The following is a 20,609-nucleotide window of genomic DNA, read 5'->3' as shown; positions in this document are numbered from 1 at the left end:
AAAAAAGTGTTAATGTCAAAGCGAGTCAAGAGAAGATTCTAAAAGAACCTGCGGAAACTAAACCAAAGTCGAAAGCAAAAATTAAAGCTGAAGAAATAATAACTAAACAGGTAGCAACAATAAAAAATCGTAGAGTTGTTTCTGAGCTATGGAGTGATTACGGTAAAGACCCAAGTTCAGATTCACGTGATCGTTTAATCCTTCACTATTCACCTTTAGTAAAGTTCGTTGCTTCTCGAGTCGCTTCAGGTTTACCTCAAAATATTGAACAAACAGATTTGATGAGTTATGGTATTTTTGGTTTGATTGATGCTATAGAAAAATTTCAACCAGAACGTGGCTTTAAGTTCGAAACATATGCAATCTCTAGAATTAAAGGTGCAATAATTGATGAGCTTAGAACTATAGACTGGGTTCCACGTTCACTACGTGCAAAAGCACGTGCCCTTGAAAGAGCATATTCTTCTTTAGAGTCAGACTTAAAACGAACACCCGAAGATAGCGAAATCGCTAAAGCCATGGGCATATCTATGGATGATCTAAATACTATGATGGCCCAAATTTCTTTTGTTGGACTTGTTGCTCTTGACGAAGTTATTGATATTGGTGGGGATCGTGGAAATGTTACAACAATAAAAGATACATTACCTGCAAATTCAGAACATGATCCCGTTGTTAACTTTGAAGTCGATGAAATGAAACAGTTATTAGCTGATTCAATTAACCGTATGCCAGATAGAGAACGTTTAGTATTGACACTTTACTATTACGAAGGACTCACATTGGCAGAAATAGGCGATGTACTAGAAGTTACGGAATCAAGAGTATGTCAGATTCATACTAAAGCTATTTTGCAACTTAAATCACGTTTGGCTGAACCACCTCGAGTAAGTTAATTTTCGTTCTCGATGATATGGGACTCATTTAAAAAACCTTTTTTTGTTTTAGCTCCAATGAATGAGGTTACAGATAGCGTATTTCGCCAAGTTATTGATTCTTGCGCTAGACCTGATGTATATTTTACTGAATTTATATCTGTTGATATTCTCGCTAGTACAGATAAAGAATTGATGAGCAATAAATTATATTTTACAAATATTGAAAAGCCACTAATTGTTCAATTGTGGGGGATACATCCAGAAAACTTTCTCTTAGAAACAAAAATATTAGTAGAAAAAGGATTCGCTGGAGTTGATTTAAATATGGGTTGTCCTGTAGCTAAAATCATAAAAAATGGTGCTTGTTCCTCATTAATTAATGATCGTAAATTAGCTAAAGAAATTATTGATGCGACAAAGAATGGTGCTGGTGATACTCCATTGAGTATTAAAACGCGTATCGGATATGACAATATAGATTTATCGTGGATAGAGTTTTTATTACAACAAAATATTGATTGTATTACTGTGCACGCGAGAACCGTTATTGAAAAATCGAATGTACCAAATCATTTTGAAGTGTTGCCAGAAATTTTAGATATGCGAAATAGAATTTCACCAAATACAAAAATAATATTAAATGGTGATGTTACTTCGAGACAACATGGTTGTGATCTCGCTAATAAGTATGCTGTCGATGGAATAATGGTTGGACGTGCTATTTTTGATGACCCATATTTTTTTTCTAGACAAAGTAACTGGAATGCATATACACCAGAACAAAAAATTAGCTTATATCTAAAACATGTAGAACTATTTGACCAAACTTGGGAAAACAGCAAAAACCCCGATGTTTTAAAAAAGTATGCGCAGATATATATTTCAGATTTTGAACATGCTCAAGAGGTCCGTAATGCAGTAATGCGTGAGGTAAATATTTCTGGGATGAAGAAAATTATCCAGTCTTTCATATAGTACCAGCGAATATTTATACGTTATTGTCAGGTCTTTAAAAACTTATATCTAGCTATTTACTTTGTATAAAAAGTGTGCAAGAATAAATTTTGTATTGAATTGCGATGATGTACCTTTTGTCTCAGTATATTTCTTCCCTTAACGAAATATTTGTTTTGGATAAGTTATGCTTCGAATTAATTCTCATATAAAAATGTTGGTATCGCTCATTTTGATATTCTTATCATTCACTACATCTGCTTTTGCAATATCGGATAGTAAAAGCGAGAATGAGAATTTTGGGTACCCTTTAAAAAGTACAAAAATAGTAAGGGGCTTTTCTAAGTCGACCTCTATATATTCATCAGGATCACATCTAGGTGTTGACTTTGAAGCAACAATAGGAACCCCTATATACGCAGTAGCAGATGGTCAAGTTACTTTTTCTGGACAAGTCAACAACCATCTTTTCATCTCTATTGATCATGGAAATAATTTTGTTACTACTTATTCTGTTGGCATCAAATCGTTGAAGGTTTTGGATATTGTTAAAAAAGGTCAAAAGATAGGTAATGTCGGGAAGCCTTTGACTAAAGATTCAGAGAATACTTTTCATTTATCGATGCGAATTGCAGAAAAGTATGTCGACCCTATGTTATATATCTCAGGAAAAATTCCTGTTAGGGAAATTTCACTAACAGAAATTAGTGATTCATCACCTTCACTTTTAGAAAAGCTAAAAAAGTTGGGCTATCAGATGATAAAAACCGGATTATCTAGCAATAATTATGTTCTAGATATTGCTATGAATAATACACAGAATCTTTACGATTGGATGATGGACGATGGAGGAAATATTTATGATGGTCTAATAAAAACTGGGAGAAGCACTTGGGGTAAATGGATAGATACTTATGACAAAGTAAAAAATCTAACAATTAAAGCCAAAAGCTACCTTGAGAGAGGATTGACTGATCTATATAAAGCAACAATGAATAAAATCAATAAATTGAGTGATGAATTATATAAATTGGGCAATAATGCCATTCAAGCTATAGATAAAATTGACGATTTCCTAATCGGCGTTGTTGAGAAGGCATATAGCATTTCTAAAGAATTTGGTGATTGGACAGTAATTCAGCTCAAAGAAAAAATCCAAAGTGCGCGAGAATACATAAGCTCGTATGTAAAAGCATTATTAGATCCTATTATGGCTCTACTTAATTCATCAAAAAAGTTATTAGATGAATTTTATAATATTAGCGACAAATGGAAAGATGATCCTATATCTTGTTTATTGCGTAGTAATTGTGGATTGCCTATTGAAGTCGCTTGTGATATTCGTGCTAAAGATAATGAAATATCTACTAAATCTGATGGATATAAAGGTTCGGGTAACACTGTATTTTTTGTTTCTGGTCTAAATACGAAGGGTGATTTCACTCCTGGAGGAACAAAACCTATTGCTGTTCCATATAAAAAACTTGGTTATAGTGATGATGATGTAGATTTCTATTCTTATGCCGGTAATAATCAAGCTTTTGATGAACAAGACACTTATCAAGACATAAACCTATCTGCAGAGTTAATGGATCAACAAATAAAATTATTTACAAAAAAACACCCTGGCGAAAAAATGGATTTGATAGCTCACTCATTAGGTGGGGCAGTGGCTTCAGTGTGGTTAGCGAAATATTACGATGCAAATGATAAAAGTTATCCTAAACTTGGCAAGATCATATTTTATGCTGTCCCATTGGGTGGAACATCAGCCGCGAATGTATTACAAGAAATAGACAACACTATAGCAGGGTCCAATGTTCAGGATATTTTGTCATTAACGGTAGCGAAAGGTTTACTGCCACCATCTAAATCAACGATTCTTGAGCAATTAAGTGAAGGTGGATATGTCTCAGATATTATTAAGGCTTCAGGTGTAACAAAAAAATATAAAATCTATGATTTACAATATGGCAGTGATTATGTTGTTTCTGCTGCTACTGTACCTGTTGATGGTGTTGAAAATGTTGTACTGGGGGAAGATTGGAAGGATCTAGCTAACTCACATTCGAGTACAGTGACCTCTGATAATTCAGTTTCTCAAACTCAAAGAATCTTGGCTGATAAAAAAGTAGCCTGTCCTTCTTTGGCAACAGTAGCAAAATTTAGTATTAGCTCAACTACTGTTCATATGTTTGAAACAAACCTTTCAGCGCTTGGTATTTAATATTGACACCTTTTAAATCAAAATAATTAGGAAAATGTGTTGTTATATCTTCCATAAATTCCTATTTGTGAGATGAATTCTAGAATTGCTGTGATTTCAACTATTATATAAACTTACAAAATAAACATATATAGATGTCCTAGGTGCTCCGCCAAATTGTTTAACAATTAGGCATGAAAATGAGAATCCGTCTATATAGAAGTACAACCTAAGGAGGAAATGTGGCTGTAGTCACTATGAAACAAATGCTCGAAGCTGGTGTTCACTTTGGACATCAAACACGCCGTTGGAATCCGAAAATGCAACGATTTATTTTCGGCGAAAAAAATGGTATCCATGTTATAAATCTTGAGAAAACACTTACAAAAATTGATGAAGCATATCGCTTTGTTCGCGACACGGTTGCTGATGGTGGACTAGTGCTTTTTGTTGGTACTAAAAAACAAACACAAGAACCCGTTAAAGATTATGCAGTAAGTGTTGGCATGCCTTATGTCAACAACCGTTGGTTGGGTGGAATGCTCACAAACTTCGAAACTATGAAAAAGCGTATCGAAAAAATGGCTGAACTAGAACGTCTTGTGCGAACTGGCGAAACAGCTTTAATGATTAAAAAAGAAGCTCTAAAAGTTACACGTGAATTAGACAAACTTAACCGTAACCTTGGTGGTATTCGCGGTCTACAAAAAATGCCAAGTGCAGTTTTTGTTATCGACACTAAAAAAGAACATATCGCAGTTACCGAAGCACGAAAATTAGGCATTCCTGTAATTGCTATTGTTGATACAAATTGTGATCCTGATGTTATTGATTACATTATTCCTGGAAATGATGATGCAATTCGTTCTTCAGAACTAATGTGTAGAGTTATTGCTGATGCTATTAAAAATGGTCAAGAAATTGCTAATAAAAAAGGTATAAAAACTGCGGTTGCTAAACCTTCAGTTAGTAAAGAAGAATTGCAAGAAAAAGCTCAACAACAATTGCGCGCACGTAGCCAAGCTGCTGCACAGTTAAAAGCTCGTGAAGAACGAATTGCGGCTGATGCAAAAGTAGCGTCAACAGTTAAAGCTGAAACTACACAAGCTAAAGCTGATGAAGCTCCGGCTAAAAAACCTGCTATTAAAAAGGCTTAATACATATCCAAGGTTCAACCTTGGAAAGATTAATTTGAAAGGAAATTATGAGTTATACACCAAGTGATGTTGCTACACTGCGTAAAGCTACCGGTGCTGGTATGATGGATTGTAAAAATGCTCTTGTTGAGACAGACGGAGATATGGAAGCAGCTAAAGACTGGCTTCGTAAAAAAGGTATTAGTTCTGCCGCAAAACGTGCTGGTCGTGCTGCTGATCAAGGAACAATCGATGTACTTATTGATGGCAATGTAGTTGCACTTGCAGAAGTTAACTGCGAGACAGACTTTGTTGCTAAAGGCGAAATCTTTACGACATTTGTTCGTGAAGTTACTTACCTGGTTGCAAAACAAGGTGTAGACCAATTTGAAGGTTTAACATTTAAAGATTCAACAGTAGCTGATGAAATTGTAAATCTTGGTGCATTAGTTGGCGAAAATGTTTCAATGGGAAGAATTTCTCGCTTTGAAACTACAACAGGTGTTGTTGATGCATATAAGCATATGCAATCTGGACGTGGAACAATTGGTGTTTTGGTTCAACTTGAAGGTGTAGAGGACAACGAGAGATCTCGTGAAGTAGCTCATGATATAGCATTACACGCTGCATCTGGCGCGCCTCGTTATATATCACGTGATGAGGTTCCGACTGAAGCTATAGAACGTGAACGTGAAGTATTTCTAGAACTTACAAAAAATGAAGGTAAGCCAGAAGCAGCATGGGATAAAATTGTTGAAGGTCGTTTAACTGGCTATTTTAAAGAAAGCTGTTTGTTAGAGCAAGCTTTTGTTAAAGATAACAAGATGACTATAAAACAATTAGTGGAATCTCTTGGAGAAAAAGCAACTATTGCTAACTTTACAAGAATTAAAATTGGTGAAGAATAGGTCGATCGTTTTGTTGATTGCTACACGGCTTCGCGCCACCTAAGCGGACACGATGAGTCTTAGGTCTCATCGCTCCCTGCAGATGTTTCGTAAATCAATAATACGATCTCAAAAGTAAGAATAAAAAAACCTTTCGTAAGAAAGGTTTTTTTATTTAAAGGATGTCTGTCCTCAAAAGCATAGTTATCCAAAATTAAAATCGATAATATGAAATTCTATTAAGAAAAGCTCTAGATTATAGATACGAATTAATTAATATATCTAGTTATAACTAGTTGAAAGTGGGCAATCTTTTATGTCGAAACCAAAGTATTCACGTATTTTATTGAAACTTTCAGGTGAAGCTTTCGCCCCGAATGACACTGGTTACGGCATTGATGCTGAAAAGGTTGCTAAAACTGCTCAAGAAATATCAAAAGTTCTTAGCGATACGAACGTACAAATCGCTATTGTTGTTGGTGGAGGAAATATATTCAGAGGTATGGCAGGTGCTTCAAGAGGAATGGATCGTGCACGAGCAGATTATATGGGTATGTTAGCCACAGTTATAAATGGCCTCGCACTACAAGATGCTTTCGAAGCAATCGGCCAAGAGTCTCGTGTTCAATCAGCGATCACAATGGCACAAGTTGCAGAAAGCTATATCCCACTTCGTGCAATTAGACATATGGAAAAAGGTCGTGTGGTTATTTTTACGGCTGGTACAGGTATGCCATTTATAACAACTGATACAGGAGCAGCATTGCGTGCCGCAGAAATTGGTGCGGAAGCAGTCCTCAAAGGGACTCATAGCGGTGTGGATGGAATATATACTGCAGATCCACGAAAAGATAAAACAGCAACGAAGATTGATCAAACTACGTATTTAGACGTTATTAATAAAGGTCTAAAAGTTATGGATTCAACAGCATTAACATTTTGTATGGATAACCATTTACCAATAGTTGTTTTTGATGTTGAGACACCAGGTAATATAGAAAAAGTTGTAATGGGTGATAAAATAGGTACAACAGTTGAGCTCGAATAATTTTAATAACATTTAGTTTTGTTGGTAGTTGTAACCACTGCTTTTCGTACATTACAATAGCAACACGAAATATAATAAGGAAAACAATGATAGAAGACGTAACAAAAGATATAAACCAAAAAGTTGCTAAAGCGATATCACATTTACGAGATGATTTCAATTCAATACGTTCAGGAAGAGCCAATCCAGCTATGGTCGACAAACTTTTGGTCGAATATTATGGAAGTGAAATGCCCTTACAACAATTAGCAAGTTTTTCTGTACCAGAAGCTAGACAACTATTAATAGTACCTTTTGACAAAGGATCTTTGAGTGCTATTGAAAAAGCTATTCAAACATCTGACCTGGGAGTTAATCCAAGTAATGATGGGAATAACATAAGGTTAAACTTCCCACCTCTGACCGAAGAGAGAAGAAGAGACTTAGTCAAGGTAGCCAAAACAAAAGCGGAAGATGCAAAAATATCAGCTAGAAACGCCCGTAGACAAGCACGTCAAGACATAGAAAGACTTGAGAAAGATGGCGAAATATCAGAAGATGATGTTGAAAGAGTAGAAAAAGATTTAGATAAAATAACCAATGATTGTGTAGCTGAAGTGGACAACTTACTTGCTAATAAAGAAGCAGAATTGATGGAAGTATAGTGTCTAGATTAGGCTATTGGGTAAGCCTTAATTCAAGGAAAGTCTATAGTGTAAGAAATTATTGTTAAATGTCAGATAAAGATCATTCGGGGGAAAAAATGGCGCAAGACTCAACAGAGATAGAAGGTGTGCGTATAATCGGGGCGAAAAGCGCTACTGATGATTCAACAAACGATCATGATACAAAATCTGTTGTGATGCCTAGCACTAAATCTGGAAATATAGAACTTCCACATTGGAGTGAAGCACCTACTGGTGAAGTACAAATTGTTAAAGATACTAGATCCAATAATGATAACGATAAAGATTATAAAGATGGTTGGGAAGCGCTAACAGGTTCGCAACCACGTATAAGAGTAGATTCAGCTCATTGGAAAGAAAGCGATTATGAGCCAGGTTTATCATTGAATGATGATTCCCTAAATGTAGGCGCATTGGGTAACGACCATATTTCTTTTAATGAATCAGATGATGAATTTAATAAAAATGTTGCTCAAAAAAGGGCAATGCCAACTGGATCAATTATGGATATCGGATCTACACCTGTTGTGAAAAAAATATCTACAGTACCAGACATGGCAAAAGTTCAGAATGAAACAAGTATTGATCGTTCACCTGAACCGGAACTCGAACTAGAGAAAAAAGAAATAGTTACTGAAAGAAAAGCTCGTTCACCAAGAAAATCTCGTAGTGATTATAAAGGTGAAAAAAAAGCAATTAAAAATGATGAAGAAACAAAAGATGAGATCAAGTCAGAAATTTCAGCTCTAATACAAAGAACAATTTCTGCGCTTGCACTTGCATTTCTTGCAGGTATCTGTATGTATCTTGGGAGAATTCCAACATTAATATTAGTAACACTCTTAATCGGTTATATGAGTGTTGAATTATCAAATGCGTTCAGAGCAATTGGCTCAAAGCCAGCAGTTATTCTGGTTGCCGTAATGTCAATGTTTAGTGTTATTGCTGGATATTTAGTAGGTGATTCTGCCATAGCAATCTCCTCAACAGTATTTATTATGTTTGCTGGTGCTTGGTATCTTTTAGGAGTACAAAAAGCAAGGCCGGTTATTGGTATGGCTATATCATCCTTAGTATTTGTCTATGTAGGTATACTTGGTTCTTTTGCAGGAATGATATTGGCTTTAAAAGATAGTACAGGTAAATCTATCGGAGTTTCAGTATTATTTTCAGTTATCTTGCTCGTTGCTGCAAATGATACAACAGCATATTTAGCAGGTAAATATTTTGGTCGTACGCCTATAGCCCCTAAAATATCTCCAAATAAAACTATGGAAGGAACAACAGCTGGGATTGTTGCTGCACTATTAGTGAGTGTGTTCATAGTTTCTGGACTAAACGATCTTTTTCAAGGTGTGCCAAGTGCTGTACTATTGGGTTTTGTAGCCGCAGCTTTTGCTTTTATTGGAGACCTAGTTGAATCAATGCTAAAACGCGATTGTAAAATAAAAGATTTTGGAACTATCATGCCAGGACACGGCGGTTTGATGGATAGATTCGATGGGTTATTATTTGCAATGCCGATTGTGTATTTTTTAGCAGTAGCACTAAGTTAAAATTTCTCTATAATTAGCCTATATAATCATGGATTTCTGCAAACTGTATTTAATATTCAAATTAACTAGAATATAGTTATGCAAACACGTAAAAAAGTAGCGGTACTTGGATCAACAGGTTCGATAGGTACACAGACTTTAGATGTATTGTCTAATTTTAAAGATTTATTTGAGGTAACTTATATTGCTGGTGGAAAAAATACTGAGCTCATTGAAAAACAACGAAAAGAGTGGAATTTAACTACAGATACAGCACGTTCTGTCTTTGATGATGAAGATACTTTAATGGAGATTGCTAGTAGTTCAAATGTAGATATTGTCGTTAATGGTGTTGTAGGTTTCGCAGGTTTTAAAGCAACCTTGGCCAGCTTAAAAGCTAATAAAACTTTGGCATTAGCAAATAAAGAAAGCCTGATTGCTGGAGGACCTCTAGTTAGAAAGATAACATCTAATCCAAATTTTTCTGGCGAAATTATTCCTGTTGATTCTGAACATAGTGCAATATGGCAATGTTTGAAATCAGGTAATAGAAATGAAGTTGATGAAATTGTACTTACTGCAAGCGGAGGACCGTTTCGAAATAAAACTACTGAAGAATTAGAAAATGCAACAATTACTGATGCCCTAAATCATCCAACATGGTCTATGGGCGATAAAATTACAATTGATTCTTCTACATTAATGAATAAAGGATTAGAAGTTATTGAAGCACATGAGCTTTTTGATATAGCTTACGATCAAATAAAAGTTGTTATTCACCCTCAATCAATTATTCACTCAATGGTAACCTATGTTGATGGTGCAACTATTGCTCAACTTTCTAACCCAGATATGCGACTTCCTATCTCGCTAGCTTTAGGTGCGCCATACCGATTAAATAAATCGTTTGGAAAAATAGATTTTACTGAGAAAATTCAACTTGATTTTGAAAAACCTCGTTTTGATGTGTTTCCTAGCCTAAAATTGGCTTATGAAGCTGGTAAATCTGGAGGGGATGCGCCTGCTATATTAAGCGCAGCTAATGAAATCGCAGTAGCTGCCTTTTTGGATGGACAAATTAAATGGGTTGATATATATTCAATAGTAAACGAAGTTTTACAGTTTGGTACTGGGAATGTCGATACAGAAGATGAGTTATATGCTGCTGATACTAAAGCTAGAATGCGTGCAAGTGAAATGATAAGAGAGAGACAAAAATGACATTTTCTGGAGATCATTTAGAAGAAAAAACACACTGGTCTAAAATTCGTTCCAGAATAACTATTTCGGCAATTACTTTGTTTTTGATATTTCTAGTTATCATGCCAACTTCGCGAGGTTATGCGCTAATGGCTATTGCCTTAATGTTTACAATAATGATGCATGAATTTGGCCACTTTATAGCAGCTAAAAAAACAAAAATGAAAGCTACGGAATTTTTTATAGGTTTTGGACCGCGTATTTGGTCTTTTAAAAAAGGTGAAACTGAATATGGTATTAAAGCTATACCTCTTGGTGGTTATGTAAAAATTATTGGTATGACAAGCATCGATGAAATAGACGAGGAAGATGAACATCGTACTTATCGCGCAAGCCATACTTGGAAAAAACTGATAGTGATTATGGCAGGTGTAACAGTTAACCTAATTCTGGCATACGTGTTAATATTTTCATCTTTAGTTTTTAGGGGAGTGCCAGAGAGTGCAATAGATTCTAAAGTTAAAATTGAGCTAGCTTCACCGAATTCACCAGCAGATAAAGCTGGCATAAAGCCAGATGATCAGATTATTAAAATAGATAACAAGAAAATAGCCACTTTTGGAGACCTTGTAAAATATTTAGATACAAAAAAGATTGGCGACAAAGTATCTCTTATAGTTTTAAGAGATTCAAAAACTATTTCGAAGAACGTGACATTAGAAGCTGCACTTGATATAAATGGCAAAAAGACGCAAAGAGCAATTTTAGGAATTTCACAAGCTTCAAGTTATAAAAAAGTAAATCCAATTAGTGCACTTTCTCAATCGGGCAAATCTATGTATAGAGTTACAGATACTTCTATTGGTGCACTTGGCAAAACTTTTAGTTTTTCTGGATTAAAAAAATATTCTAATACTGTAGTAAAAGGAGATTACGAACAACAAGATAGACCAAGTTCTATTGTCGGAATTGTTGATACTGGCGGTAGTTTGGTAAATCAAGATATTTGGTATCTCGTTTATATAATGTCGATTGTAAACATATTTTTGGCTCTATTTAATGTGTTGCCTTTGCTACCTCTAGATGGCGGTCATGCAGCAGTAGCAATATATGAAGGTATTGGTTCAAAAATAAAAGGACGACCAGTTGTTGCCAATTTCAAAAAACTAATCCCAATAGCAACAATAGTAATAGGTGCTTTTGCAGTATTGGCTTTGAGTTCAATTTGGTTGGATATATTACAGGCGACTTCTTAGTCTTCAGACCCACCATACTTCCACTCTGCGTCCTCACTTCTCGCTTTGGTTCTAAAGCTGCGATTGTTCGTTTTATGACAATGGAATCCTCAAGAAGAAGATAGCGCTCCAGAGCATTCAAGAAAACACGAATCCTCGAAATGTGCAGAAATTGTGCAGGTGTTTCTTCACTGCGCTCACAATGGCAAAAGATCTAATGCTAGAATAGTCATGTGATCAAACGTAAAAAAACTCGTCAAGTTAAGGTCGGTAAAGTTGCTGTTGGTGGAGATGCACAAGTATCTATCCAATCAATGACTACAACGAAAACTTCCGATGTTGAAGCTACACTTCAACAAATCTATGCGCTACGTGGAGCTGGTTGCGATATTGTTCGCTGTACGTGTAATGAAGTTGAGGCTGCTGAAGGTTTAGCACAAATTATTCCACGTTCGCCTTTGCCTATTGTTGCCGATATTCATTTTCAATATAAATTAGCTTTGGCTGCAATGGAAGCTGGCGTACATGCATTGCGTTTGAATCCTGGAAATATTCGTAAACCTGAGCAGATCAAAATTGTTGCCAGTGAAGCGCGAGATCGTGGTATTCCAATTCGTATTGGTGTTAATGCTGGTTCTCTTGATCCTGCACTTTATGAAAAATATGGTGGTGCAACCCCCGAAGCTCTTGTTGAGTCTGCCTTAAAAGAATTGCATTATTTTGAGGATGTTGGTTTTGATGATGTGAAAATTTCTGTAAAGGCTTCAAATATTCGTCTTATGGTTGAGAGCTATCGTTTGTTAAGTGAGACAGTTGATTATCCTTTACATCTTGGTGTTACAGAAGCTGGCCCTATGCCCAATGGTCTAATTAAATCTGTTGCAGGAATTGCGACTTTATTAAATGAGGGTATTGGAGATACTATCCGTTTTTCTTTAACTGCAGATCCTGTTGAGGAAGCAAAAGCTGCTCGTGTATTACTTGAAGCTTTAGAATTGCGCGAACGTACTGGATTAGATCTTATAGCTTGCCCTTCTTGTGGACGCACAGAAATAGATGTTATCGATGTTGCTGCTAAAGCACAAAAGGCTCTTGAAGGAAAAAATATTCCTCTGCAAATAGCAATTATGGGATGTGTTGTTAATGGTCCGGGTGAAGCTCGTGAGGCTGATCTTGGTATTGCAGCAGGCCGAGGTAAAGGACATCTATTCGTAAAAGGAACTGTTGTTAGAGTTGTCCCGGAATCTGAAATGGTTCAAGCCTTAATTGATGAAGCCCAAGCTATTATGGAAGAAGGAATTGAAGCACGAATTGCGAAAGCCGATGTAAATGCAGCAAAAGAAGCAGAACAAGCGCGCGATGAACTCATTCAAATTCAAGGTGTTGATGCCAACAAATCATCTGATAAAATCGATAAAATACACGATCTTATTGAAGGTTAATATGACAGTTATTAATTATGATGTTCCTTTTGTTCCAGATTCTGAAACTGATACACATTGTTATCAAGCTTGCCTTTCAATGATCATTCAGTTTTTTAAACCAGAATTTAAACCTACTCTAGATGAGTTAGATTTAGTAACAGATCATGATCCAGGTAAAGGCACTTGGCCATTACAGGGCCTAGAATATCTTAGAGCTATTGGGATTGATACAACACTTATTACACCTTTTAGTTATGAAGAATTTGCGAAAGATGGTGTTGAATATATTCGCAAAGAATATGGCGATGAGATTGCACAATGGCAAGATGAAAATAATGATCTTAAATCCGATATGGAAAAAATAGCTAATTTATTACCTAGTGCAAAAATTGAATATCGTAATCCTCAATATGTCGATATTCTCAATTCTCTTGAAAAGTATCCTGTAATGTGTTCAATAAACTCAGAAATTATATATGGTAAAGAAGGCTACATAGGCCATTTCGTCGTGATACGTGGTTGTGATGATAAGGGATTATATCTAAATGATCCAGGCTTACCTCAACAAACAAATTTATATGTTGAACGTGAACTTTTTCAAAAAGCTTGGGATGGGTTCTCGAGTTCTGATGCAAGGTTTCTATATAGAATAAATAGTTTTGATTAAACACTATTGTTTGTTAAATTTTTAGAGAGCAAAATATAATGACTGTTATGACAAGGTCTATGAATATCGAACTACGCAACGAAACTTTATACTTTCTGATTCCGTCGATGGTATAGGCACAGATAGCATAACGATATTTGCGCCCGGTCTAAATATTGTTATGAAATTTAATCCTGGGTTACAGCAACTATTGATTTTGATTCGGACAATACAGAAAAAGTTCTAGGTTCAGTAACGAATATCTATGATAATCAATATCTCTCCAAGAGTTGCTACATCGAATTTAATGCGTTTCGCGATCTGGGTTGTTAACGAGTCATTTTTATTATTGCTTAATATATTTAAATATGCTTATAGTAGCTCTGTCCTGGGTAATGCTGCATTAAAGTTTATTGTCTAGAATTATGGAAATGCTTACTTCACAATTTTCTTATCCACTTCCAGATGGGCTGATTGCACGAACTCCTATCGAACCTCGAGATAGTGCACGACTGTTGGTAAGTAGGAACTCTAATGAAATTATCGACTCTCATATTAATGATTTATCATCGTACATAGAGAAAGGTGATTTAATAGTTGTTAACAATACCAAAGTCTTGCCAGCAAGAATACAAATAGTTCGCGGTTCTGGCGGCATTGGTGAGATCTTCTTATTAAACCGTATTTCTTCTGGCATATGGGAAGCTCTTGTAAAACCGAGTGCAAAGATAAAAGAAAATGAAGAAGTAACTGTCTTAAATGAAGATATAAAATTGATTATTGGTCAAAACAATGGTGAAGGCCATCGAATAGTCACATTTGATTTAAGTAATAATAAATCTGATTTAGATATAATTCACGAAGTTGGCCAAACCCCGCTGCCGCCATATTTAGGTGAAGTAGATATTACATTAGATAGATATCAAACAATGTTTGCATTAGAGGAAAAAAGTGTTGCAGCTCCAACCGCTGGTTTACATTTCACTAAATCCCTAAAAGAAAAATTAGCCAATAGTGGAAACGAAATACTTGAAATTACTTTACATGTTGGAGTTGGAACCTTCAGGCCAATAATGACTGAAAATATTGAAGATCATAATATGCATAGTGAAATATACGAAATATCTGAAACTGTATGGCAAAAGATTGAAGAATCAAAAGCAAAAGGGAACAAAATTATTGCTGTTGGAACTACATCGCTACGTACATTAGAAAGCGTTGCACTAACAAATGTTTTAAAGGGAAGTACCGATATCTATTGTTATGGAAATTTTGATTTCAAAATTGTAGATCTATTGCTTACAAATTTTCATCAAAGCGAATCATCCTTGTTAGTTCTTTTAGATTCATTCATTGGTTCACGCTGGAAAGATCTCTACAAACATGCAATAGAATCAAAATATCGTTTCTTGAGTTTTGGTGATGCAATGCTCGTATCAAAGGGTCGTTTTAATGAAATTAAATATTAATAAAACACATGAACAACTAGGTGCTCGCAGAGGTTCTGTAACAACTTCACGAGGTACTTTTCAAACACCTGTTTTTATGCCTGTCGGAACAAGAGGGCCAGTAAAAACTATTGCAGCTCACAATTATAAAAAATTGGGTTCAGAAATAATTTTGGGCAATACCTATCATTTAATGATTCGTCCAGGCGCAGATGTAGTCGAAGCCATGGGCGGTCTTGGTAAATTTACCTCATGGGATGGGCTAACACTTACTGACTCTGGTGGTTTTCAAGTTTTTTCTTTGAAACCAAAATTGACAGATGAGGGTGTTAAATTTAAATCAACATATGATGGAACTAATATAAATTTTACTCCCGAAAATGCAGTGGAAGTCCAAGAAAAATTAGGTGCAGATATACAGATGGTGCTTGACGTATGTTCCGCATTGCCTGCAAGTTACGATGAACTTTATGATGCAATGATTAGAACTCATAATTGGGCTAAACGTGCAAAGGCTGCACATCAGCGTAAAGATGACCAAGCATTATTTGGTATTGTTCAAGGTGGAGATAATTTAGCGCTTCGAATTGAATCAGCAAAACGCACCAGAGAATTAGATTTTGACGGTTATGCAATTGGTGGTTTAAGTGTGGGGGAGTCACGTGAATCAATGATAGCCATGTTAGATGTGTTGGCCGAGAATGATTCTTTACCAAAAGACCAACCTAGATATTTGATGGGTGTTGGTGACCCTATCGGGATCATTGAATCAATAATGCGCGGTATCGACATGTTCGATTGTGTATTGCCATCACGTTTAGCCAGACATGGCGTATTGTTAACTTGGCAAGGAAAAGTTCATATAAAACGCGAAGAAAATAAATTAAGCGATAAACCAATCGATGATAATTGTGAATGTGAAGTTTGTTCAACCTATTCAAGATCATATCTGCGTCATTTAGTCACACAAAAAGAAATGACAGCAGGATATTTGTGTACACTGCATAATATCTCGTGGATGCATCAATATATCAGAGCAATACGTAATGCTATAGAAACGGGCGAACAAGCACTATTTGATTTGAAGCAAAAGATTATTGCTGTTTATACTTAGGCTATCTTCCCATAACTGCGCCACTGGTTTCCCTAGCTGCACCAATTACTGCACCTGTAAGAAAACCGACTGCCGGTCTTAATAATCCTGGAGTATTGTTATATACACCAGTTGCGATACCTTCAACTGTATCTGTTGCATTAACTATAACTTTTCGTGTTTTTGGAAATAGAATATGTTTAGGAAGATGTTTTAACTGTTTTCGAACTATTGAATCTAGATCTTTAGCAAAAGCAGTTTTAGGGTCTTTCGCAGTATCCCTTACAATTATTTCTTCTCGAGTATATTTTTTGTCAGACACAAAAATTCTACCTTCATCGACTAATTCTCGTCTATTTCCTCTTACTGTAAGGAGGGCATAAGGTTCCAATAATGACGCTAAGTATTCATATGCTGGTTCACGTTTCAAGTTATTCCAGTTTGCTTTTCCAAGTTCATCAAGATAATTATTAAACTCACCCATCAATATGCCTGCTTTTGCAGTATGTGGACTTGGCTGTGAAAATATGTAATGGCCATTATCTGATTTTATACTTTTAATTGCATGGCTTATTAGATTTTTTAATTTGAAACGTGACTTTCCATTTATTAACAGAGTAGCTCGTAGATCTGCAATAGGATGGTGAGGCGTTTCAAATATCTTATCTGCACCAATACCCAAACTAAAATGAGAATCGACATTAGACTCATCTCCTAAAAATACAATATCTGCATCAATTATCGTGGTTTTAGCTGCTAAATAATCACGTAAAACTCTTTTATCATCTTCGCTCAATGATTGTTGTTTTGGTTTATTGGCACCAATTGGCTTATTATCTATTTCTCCATTACGCATAGTAAACTATTGTAGCATATTGCACCTAAAACGGTCAAATCGACAATATCTAGATTATGTGATAGTTGGCTATTTAACTGTTTTTAAACGGTCGCGATGTAAAAAATCAGCAGTATCATCATTAATTGTGCTCAAAGTCTCAATTCCAGTAATCTTAGATATCAAATAATCGCATAATTTGGGATTTCTAGCTAATAATGGACCATGCATATATGACGCAATAATATTTTTAGAAAAATATCCGTCAACATAAGTTATTTCGCTGGTATTTGAATCGCGATTATATCCAATTCCGTTTCCGTTACCAATGTGCACTTTTCCAAGTGGAGTTACGTTGGGTCCCAATATTGTTCGACCACCATGGTTTTCAAAACCGCTAAGTCTTCCAATTCCAGGGATCTGACATTGTGATGTGACTTCACCAATAATTCGAGGTGTTCCTCTTTTTGTAGTTACATCAATAATATCTAAACCGTTGTTGAGTTTTCCACCAGTTGTTGGAAATTGTTTACCCAAAATTTGAAAGCCAGCACAAATCGCCAAAATAATTGAATTATCAACGATATTATCTAAAGTTACCCTCTGTTTTTCTAGCAAAGACGTTGCGAGTGTTTGTGCATTGTCTTCACCACCACCCAACATATAAATGTCGCAACTCTGGGGCAATGAATCATCGGCCATAACATTTATGATTTCGCAATCGATGCCACGTTGTTTTGCTCGGTATGCCAGAGATAGAGCATTGCCGCGATCACCATATGTTCCTAAAATTTCTGGATAAATAATTGCTATAGAAATCGACATTTTAATTATCCTTTTCTGTCTCAGCATAACTGTATTGTTTAGCTAATGATTTAGATAATCTATGAAATTGTGTGTAGCTTGCTATCAAATAGTATTTATCGGTGTCACTAACGATTTCAAATACTTGTTTTAAATTATCAACTTTTTTTACGTTTTTATCTGCAATCTTTAAGCGCAAAGTTATATCTAATGCACGCTGACCAAAAGTAAAACAATCGCCAATACTGAATTCTTCAAAACGCACATCATAAAGCCAAGAAGGATCTTTACCGTCAGCTATATTGCAATTAAAAGCAAATATTGTAGAACATTTATCATCAAGACCGGTTTTTGATATTTCGTTAGAAATATGCTTTAACATCACGTTATATCCTGCAGGATTCTTAGCCAAAAATAGTTGCAAAGTTTTATTTTTACCAATATTAAATATTGCATTACGACCAGCAACTTCTTTAACATTAGGCCACGATTTTTTTATACTATTTGTATCTACACCAATTTTTACTAAAGCACATAATGCCAGTTTTGCATTGCTCACATTCCATGTACCTGGTAGTGCGAGATTTGACTCTATAATTGAATCATATACTTTTGTATAAACAACATTTTCCGGTTTTCTAAAATCACAATTACTACATTTATAATTAGATTCTGTCCATAAAAGTAGTGAACCACAAATGTTGCAAGTATTAGCATCATCATGCCAATTTGATTCAATATCTACATATTCTATGTTCGATTCGTTCACTTCATTTACTGCATAAACTATATTTGGGTCACTTGCATTCGCAACTATATAAGTATCAGAATTTACCAACATCTTTTTCCACGAAGTTGCAATTGAATTTACTTCGCCAAATCTATCAAGTTGATCACGTGATAAATTACCAAGTACTAGAACATCAGGGGATAGATCGTCAAACATTCCCGGCAAAGATCTCTCATCTATTTCTAAAATCGCATATTCTGCATTAACGCTATCTTTAGAAGTTAATGCAGCGATTACACCAGCTTTTTGATTAGCACCCAAGGCGTTAGATATAACTGAACCATACTGTTCCTTTACCGCTTGTGCTATTAGACGAGTCATTGAAGTTTTCCCGTTAGTTGCACTTATAACTACTATTTCTTTATCTTTCACACAGTATTTAAGGGCATCTTTGCTTATTGCATTAATTACTCGTCCTTTTATCTGTTCTCCGCTACCTCTGGCAAACTTTGTTGAGAGGTAGCTAGCGAAATTCCCCAAAACTAGGGCAATCCTAAAGCGATAATATGAAAACAATTTTGACATTTGGCTAAGTCTAGCTTAAAAGTAGTATAAAAAAGCTTTAAAAAGAGGCTAAATTTATCGTAGTAAATGTCGACAATACAATATGTCATTTGATTCGAACAAACTTACTGATATTAGGAAAGTGGTGGCGGCACAATCGAAAATAGAAAAAGAGTTATTTGCAAAATATTTGTCGAAAGATTTAAAAGGTAAACCTATTTTTCCAAAAGGTTATCGTCCAATAACTGAAACCATATTTATTGACGATTATAGAGAACCAGGTGCAGGGCATAAAACTATAGGAATAAAAGTAGAAGGTGTAGCCGCTAGATTTATCGTTAATGCTACTCTCTCAGATAATGCAAGAGGTCGAAAAAATAGTGATACAAAACTACGGCAAGCTGGATTAGTAATCGAAAACGATCCTGCTAAATTTAGGAATAAAGTAACTAGAAGATTAAACGATAGCTTTTTAGACCTTGGGGATGTTCAGCAGATGGTCAATCTAATTGGCCAATTGCCAAAAGTGGATATCCCAGTTAGCCATATAAATGGTATAGAAGTTCCTGGTTTTAATTTCGGTATAGAAGTAGTGCTCGATTTAGATGAACGAGAACTATTGTTAGAAAGATATAGTAGCCAAGTATATGGAAATGGTGCGCTAGTACAAGCCTCATTATCACGAGAGGGTACTTTAGCTCCTGAAACTGTTTTACAGCTCAGGAAAGAAATAATTGATTCTATAGGTTTAGAGTTTTCGGGTGATTTTGAAAAAATGAGAAGTAAGTGGATGGAGTTAAATCGAGACGCTTTTGATCGTTATATGGAAATGTGCGATACTTTATGTGAACGAAATGGTATTGATATTTGTCTACCAACCTTTGAATCGTTGGTAGATACAAAAAACTTAAATAGGATGGTAGCTGTTGATTGATAATAAGGTTGTTCTTACTACGGACCCAAAACGGAAAATTATTGTTGGATTTGAAAATTATGATGATGTAAAAAAGTTTTTCACTTTCACATTTTCTGAAATATCAGCATTTATGAAAAAAAATGCTGGTCTAATCGACCAAGAAGGTTTAATCCTAGCTACATCGAGTGATGTGGGTGGAAATGGTCGTCGTCCTGGATATAAAGTCACTTTTTTTCATCCAGAAGTCGATTTATCTAATATTTTTAAAGATCTTATTGAGCAATGGTCCGATAGTCAGCCAGTTGGTACAGATTTGTCAAGGATAAAGATGCTAGAACAACCACCGGTACTGCCAAGTACTGATATTGCCCTTAATTAGTCAAATTAGAGATAGTTATCTATAAA

General features: G+C 35.4%; 19 protein-coding genes. 16 read left to right on the top strand and 3 right to left on the bottom strand.

Features of this window, described 5'->3' with window-relative positions; genetic code table 11:
* Window positions 1-80 precede the first annotated feature (80 nt).
* The 14 genes from whiG (at window position 81) to tgt (ending at window position 16,376) form a co-directional block, all read left to right on the top strand.
* Window positions 81-896, top strand: a complete 816-nt coding sequence (gene whiG / locus KBF89_03125; GenBank protein MBP9115315.1) for an RNA polymerase sigma factor WhiG — start codon at window positions 81-83, stop codon at window positions 894-896.
* A gap of 12 nt (window positions 897-908) precedes the next feature.
* Entirely contained in the window at window positions 909-1,853 is a 945-nt protein-coding gene (locus KBF89_03120) for a tRNA-dihydrouridine synthase family protein (GenBank protein MBP9115314.1), read from the top strand.
* Between the two features lie 166 nt (window positions 1,854-2,019).
* Window positions 2,020-4,059, top strand: a complete 2,040-nt coding sequence (locus KBF89_03115) for a peptidoglycan DD-metalloendopeptidase family protein (GenBank protein MBP9115313.1) — start codon at window positions 2,020-2,022, stop codon at window positions 4,057-4,059.
* Between the two features lie 221 nt (window positions 4,060-4,280).
* A complete protein-coding gene (gene rpsB, locus KBF89_03110) occupies window positions 4,281-5,195 on the top strand; it encodes a 30S ribosomal protein S2 (protein MBP9115312.1) in 915 nt (304 codons plus the stop codon).
* A gap of 47 nt (window positions 5,196-5,242) precedes the next feature.
* The gene (locus KBF89_03105) at window positions 5,243-6,082 is read left to right on the top strand and encodes an elongation factor Ts (protein ID MBP9115311.1); all 840 of its coding nucleotides are present in this window, start codon (window positions 5,243-5,245) and stop codon (window positions 6,080-6,082) included.
* A 295-nt stretch (window positions 6,083-6,377) separates the two neighbouring features.
* Window positions 6,378-7,109 carry a UMP kinase gene (locus tag KBF89_03100; GenBank protein ID MBP9115310.1) on the top strand — a complete coding sequence of 244 codons (732 nt, stop codon included), beginning with the start codon at window positions 6,378-6,380 and terminating at the stop codon, window positions 7,107-7,109.
* Window positions 7,110-7,198: 89 nt separating this feature from the next.
* Window positions 7,199-7,753 (top strand): ribosome recycling factor, encoded by a 555-nt coding sequence (gene frr, locus KBF89_03095; GenBank protein MBP9115309.1) that lies wholly within the window; start codon window positions 7,199-7,201, stop codon window positions 7,751-7,753.
* Window positions 7,754-7,821: 68 nt separating this feature from the next.
* Complete coding sequence (locus tag KBF89_03090) at window positions 7,822-9,330, top strand: phosphatidate cytidylyltransferase (GenBank protein ID MBP9115308.1); 1,509 nt, start codon at window positions 7,822-7,824, stop codon at window positions 9,328-9,330.
* Window positions 9,331-9,408: 78 nt separating this feature from the next.
* The gene (locus KBF89_03085) at window positions 9,409-10,530 is read left to right on the top strand and encodes a 1-deoxy-D-xylulose-5-phosphate reductoisomerase (protein MBP9115307.1); all 1,122 of its coding nucleotides are present in this window, start codon (window positions 9,409-9,411) and stop codon (window positions 10,528-10,530) included.
* On the top strand, window positions 10,527-11,765 hold the full coding sequence (locus KBF89_03080; GenBank protein MBP9115306.1) for a site-2 protease family protein: 1,239 nt from the start codon (window positions 10,527-10,529) through the stop codon (window positions 11,763-11,765). The genes KBF89_03085 and KBF89_03080 overlap by 4 nt, the downstream gene beginning before the upstream one ends.
* Window positions 11,766-11,977: 212 nt before the next feature.
* The gene (gene ispG, locus KBF89_03075) at window positions 11,978-13,186 is read left to right on the top strand and encodes a flavodoxin-dependent (E)-4-hydroxy-3-methylbut-2-enyl-diphosphate synthase (GenBank protein MBP9115305.1); all 1,209 of its coding nucleotides are present in this window, start codon (window positions 11,978-11,980) and stop codon (window positions 13,184-13,186) included.
* 1 nt (window position 13,187) lies between these two features.
* The gene (locus KBF89_03070; GenBank protein MBP9115304.1) at window positions 13,188-13,835 is read left to right on the top strand and encodes a hypothetical protein; all 648 of its coding nucleotides are present in this window, start codon (window positions 13,188-13,190) and stop codon (window positions 13,833-13,835) included.
* Between the two features lie 410 nt (window positions 13,836-14,245).
* Window positions 14,246-15,283, top strand: coding sequence for a tRNA preQ1(34) S-adenosylmethionine ribosyltransferase-isomerase QueA (gene queA, locus KBF89_03065; GenBank protein ID MBP9115303.1), 1,038 nt, complete (start codon window positions 14,246-14,248; stop codon window positions 15,281-15,283).
* Window positions 15,267-16,376, top strand: a complete 1,110-nt coding sequence (tgt, locus tag KBF89_03060) for a tRNA guanosine(34) transglycosylase Tgt (GenBank protein ID MBP9115302.1) — start codon at window positions 15,267-15,269, stop codon at window positions 16,374-16,376. Before queA ends, tgt begins: the two co-directional genes overlap by 17 nt.
* Before the next feature lies 1 nt (window position 16,377).
* Here tgt and KBF89_03055 read toward each other — a convergent pair whose 3' ends face one another.
* The 3 genes from KBF89_03055 to KBF89_03045 all read right to left on the bottom strand — a co-directional run bounded on the left by KBF89_03055 (window position 16,378) and on the right by KBF89_03045 (window position 19,309).
* On the bottom strand, window positions 16,378-17,211 hold the full coding sequence (locus tag KBF89_03055) for a hypothetical protein (protein MBP9115301.1): 834 nt from the start codon (window positions 17,209-17,211) through the stop codon (window positions 16,378-16,380).
* Between the two features lie 69 nt (window positions 17,212-17,280).
* Complete coding sequence (locus KBF89_03050; GenBank protein ID MBP9115300.1) at window positions 17,281-18,015, bottom strand: glutamine amidotransferase; 735 nt, start codon at window positions 18,013-18,015, stop codon at window positions 17,281-17,283.
* A 1-nt stretch (window position 18,016) separates the two neighbouring features.
* A complete protein-coding gene (locus KBF89_03045; GenBank protein MBP9115299.1) occupies window positions 18,017-19,309 on the bottom strand; it encodes a DUF1727 domain-containing protein in 1,293 nt (430 codons plus the stop codon).
* An 82-nt stretch (window positions 19,310-19,391) separates the two neighbouring features.
* Here KBF89_03045 and KBF89_03040 point away from each other — a divergent pair, with 82 nt between their 5' ends.
* Both KBF89_03040 and KBF89_03035 read left to right on the top strand, forming a co-directional pair.
* Window positions 19,392-20,222: a hypothetical protein gene (locus KBF89_03040; GenBank protein MBP9115298.1), complete on the top strand. Its 831-nt coding sequence runs from the start codon at window positions 19,392-19,394 to the stop codon at window positions 20,220-20,222.
* Window positions 20,215-20,583: a hypothetical protein gene (locus KBF89_03035; GenBank protein ID MBP9115297.1), complete on the top strand. Its 369-nt coding sequence runs from the start codon at window positions 20,215-20,217 to the stop codon at window positions 20,581-20,583. Before KBF89_03040 ends, KBF89_03035 begins: the two co-directional genes overlap by 8 nt.
* Window positions 20,584-20,609 lie beyond the last annotated feature (26 nt).

It is taken from the genome of Acidimicrobiia bacterium, from assembly GCA_018057765.1.
Taxonomy (GTDB): Bacteria; Actinomycetota; Acidimicrobiia; order IMCC26256; family JAGPDB01; genus JAGPDB01.
The sequence above is the reverse complement of the archived record's forward strand: the minus strand, read 5'-3'. Positions and strand labels throughout refer to the sequence as shown.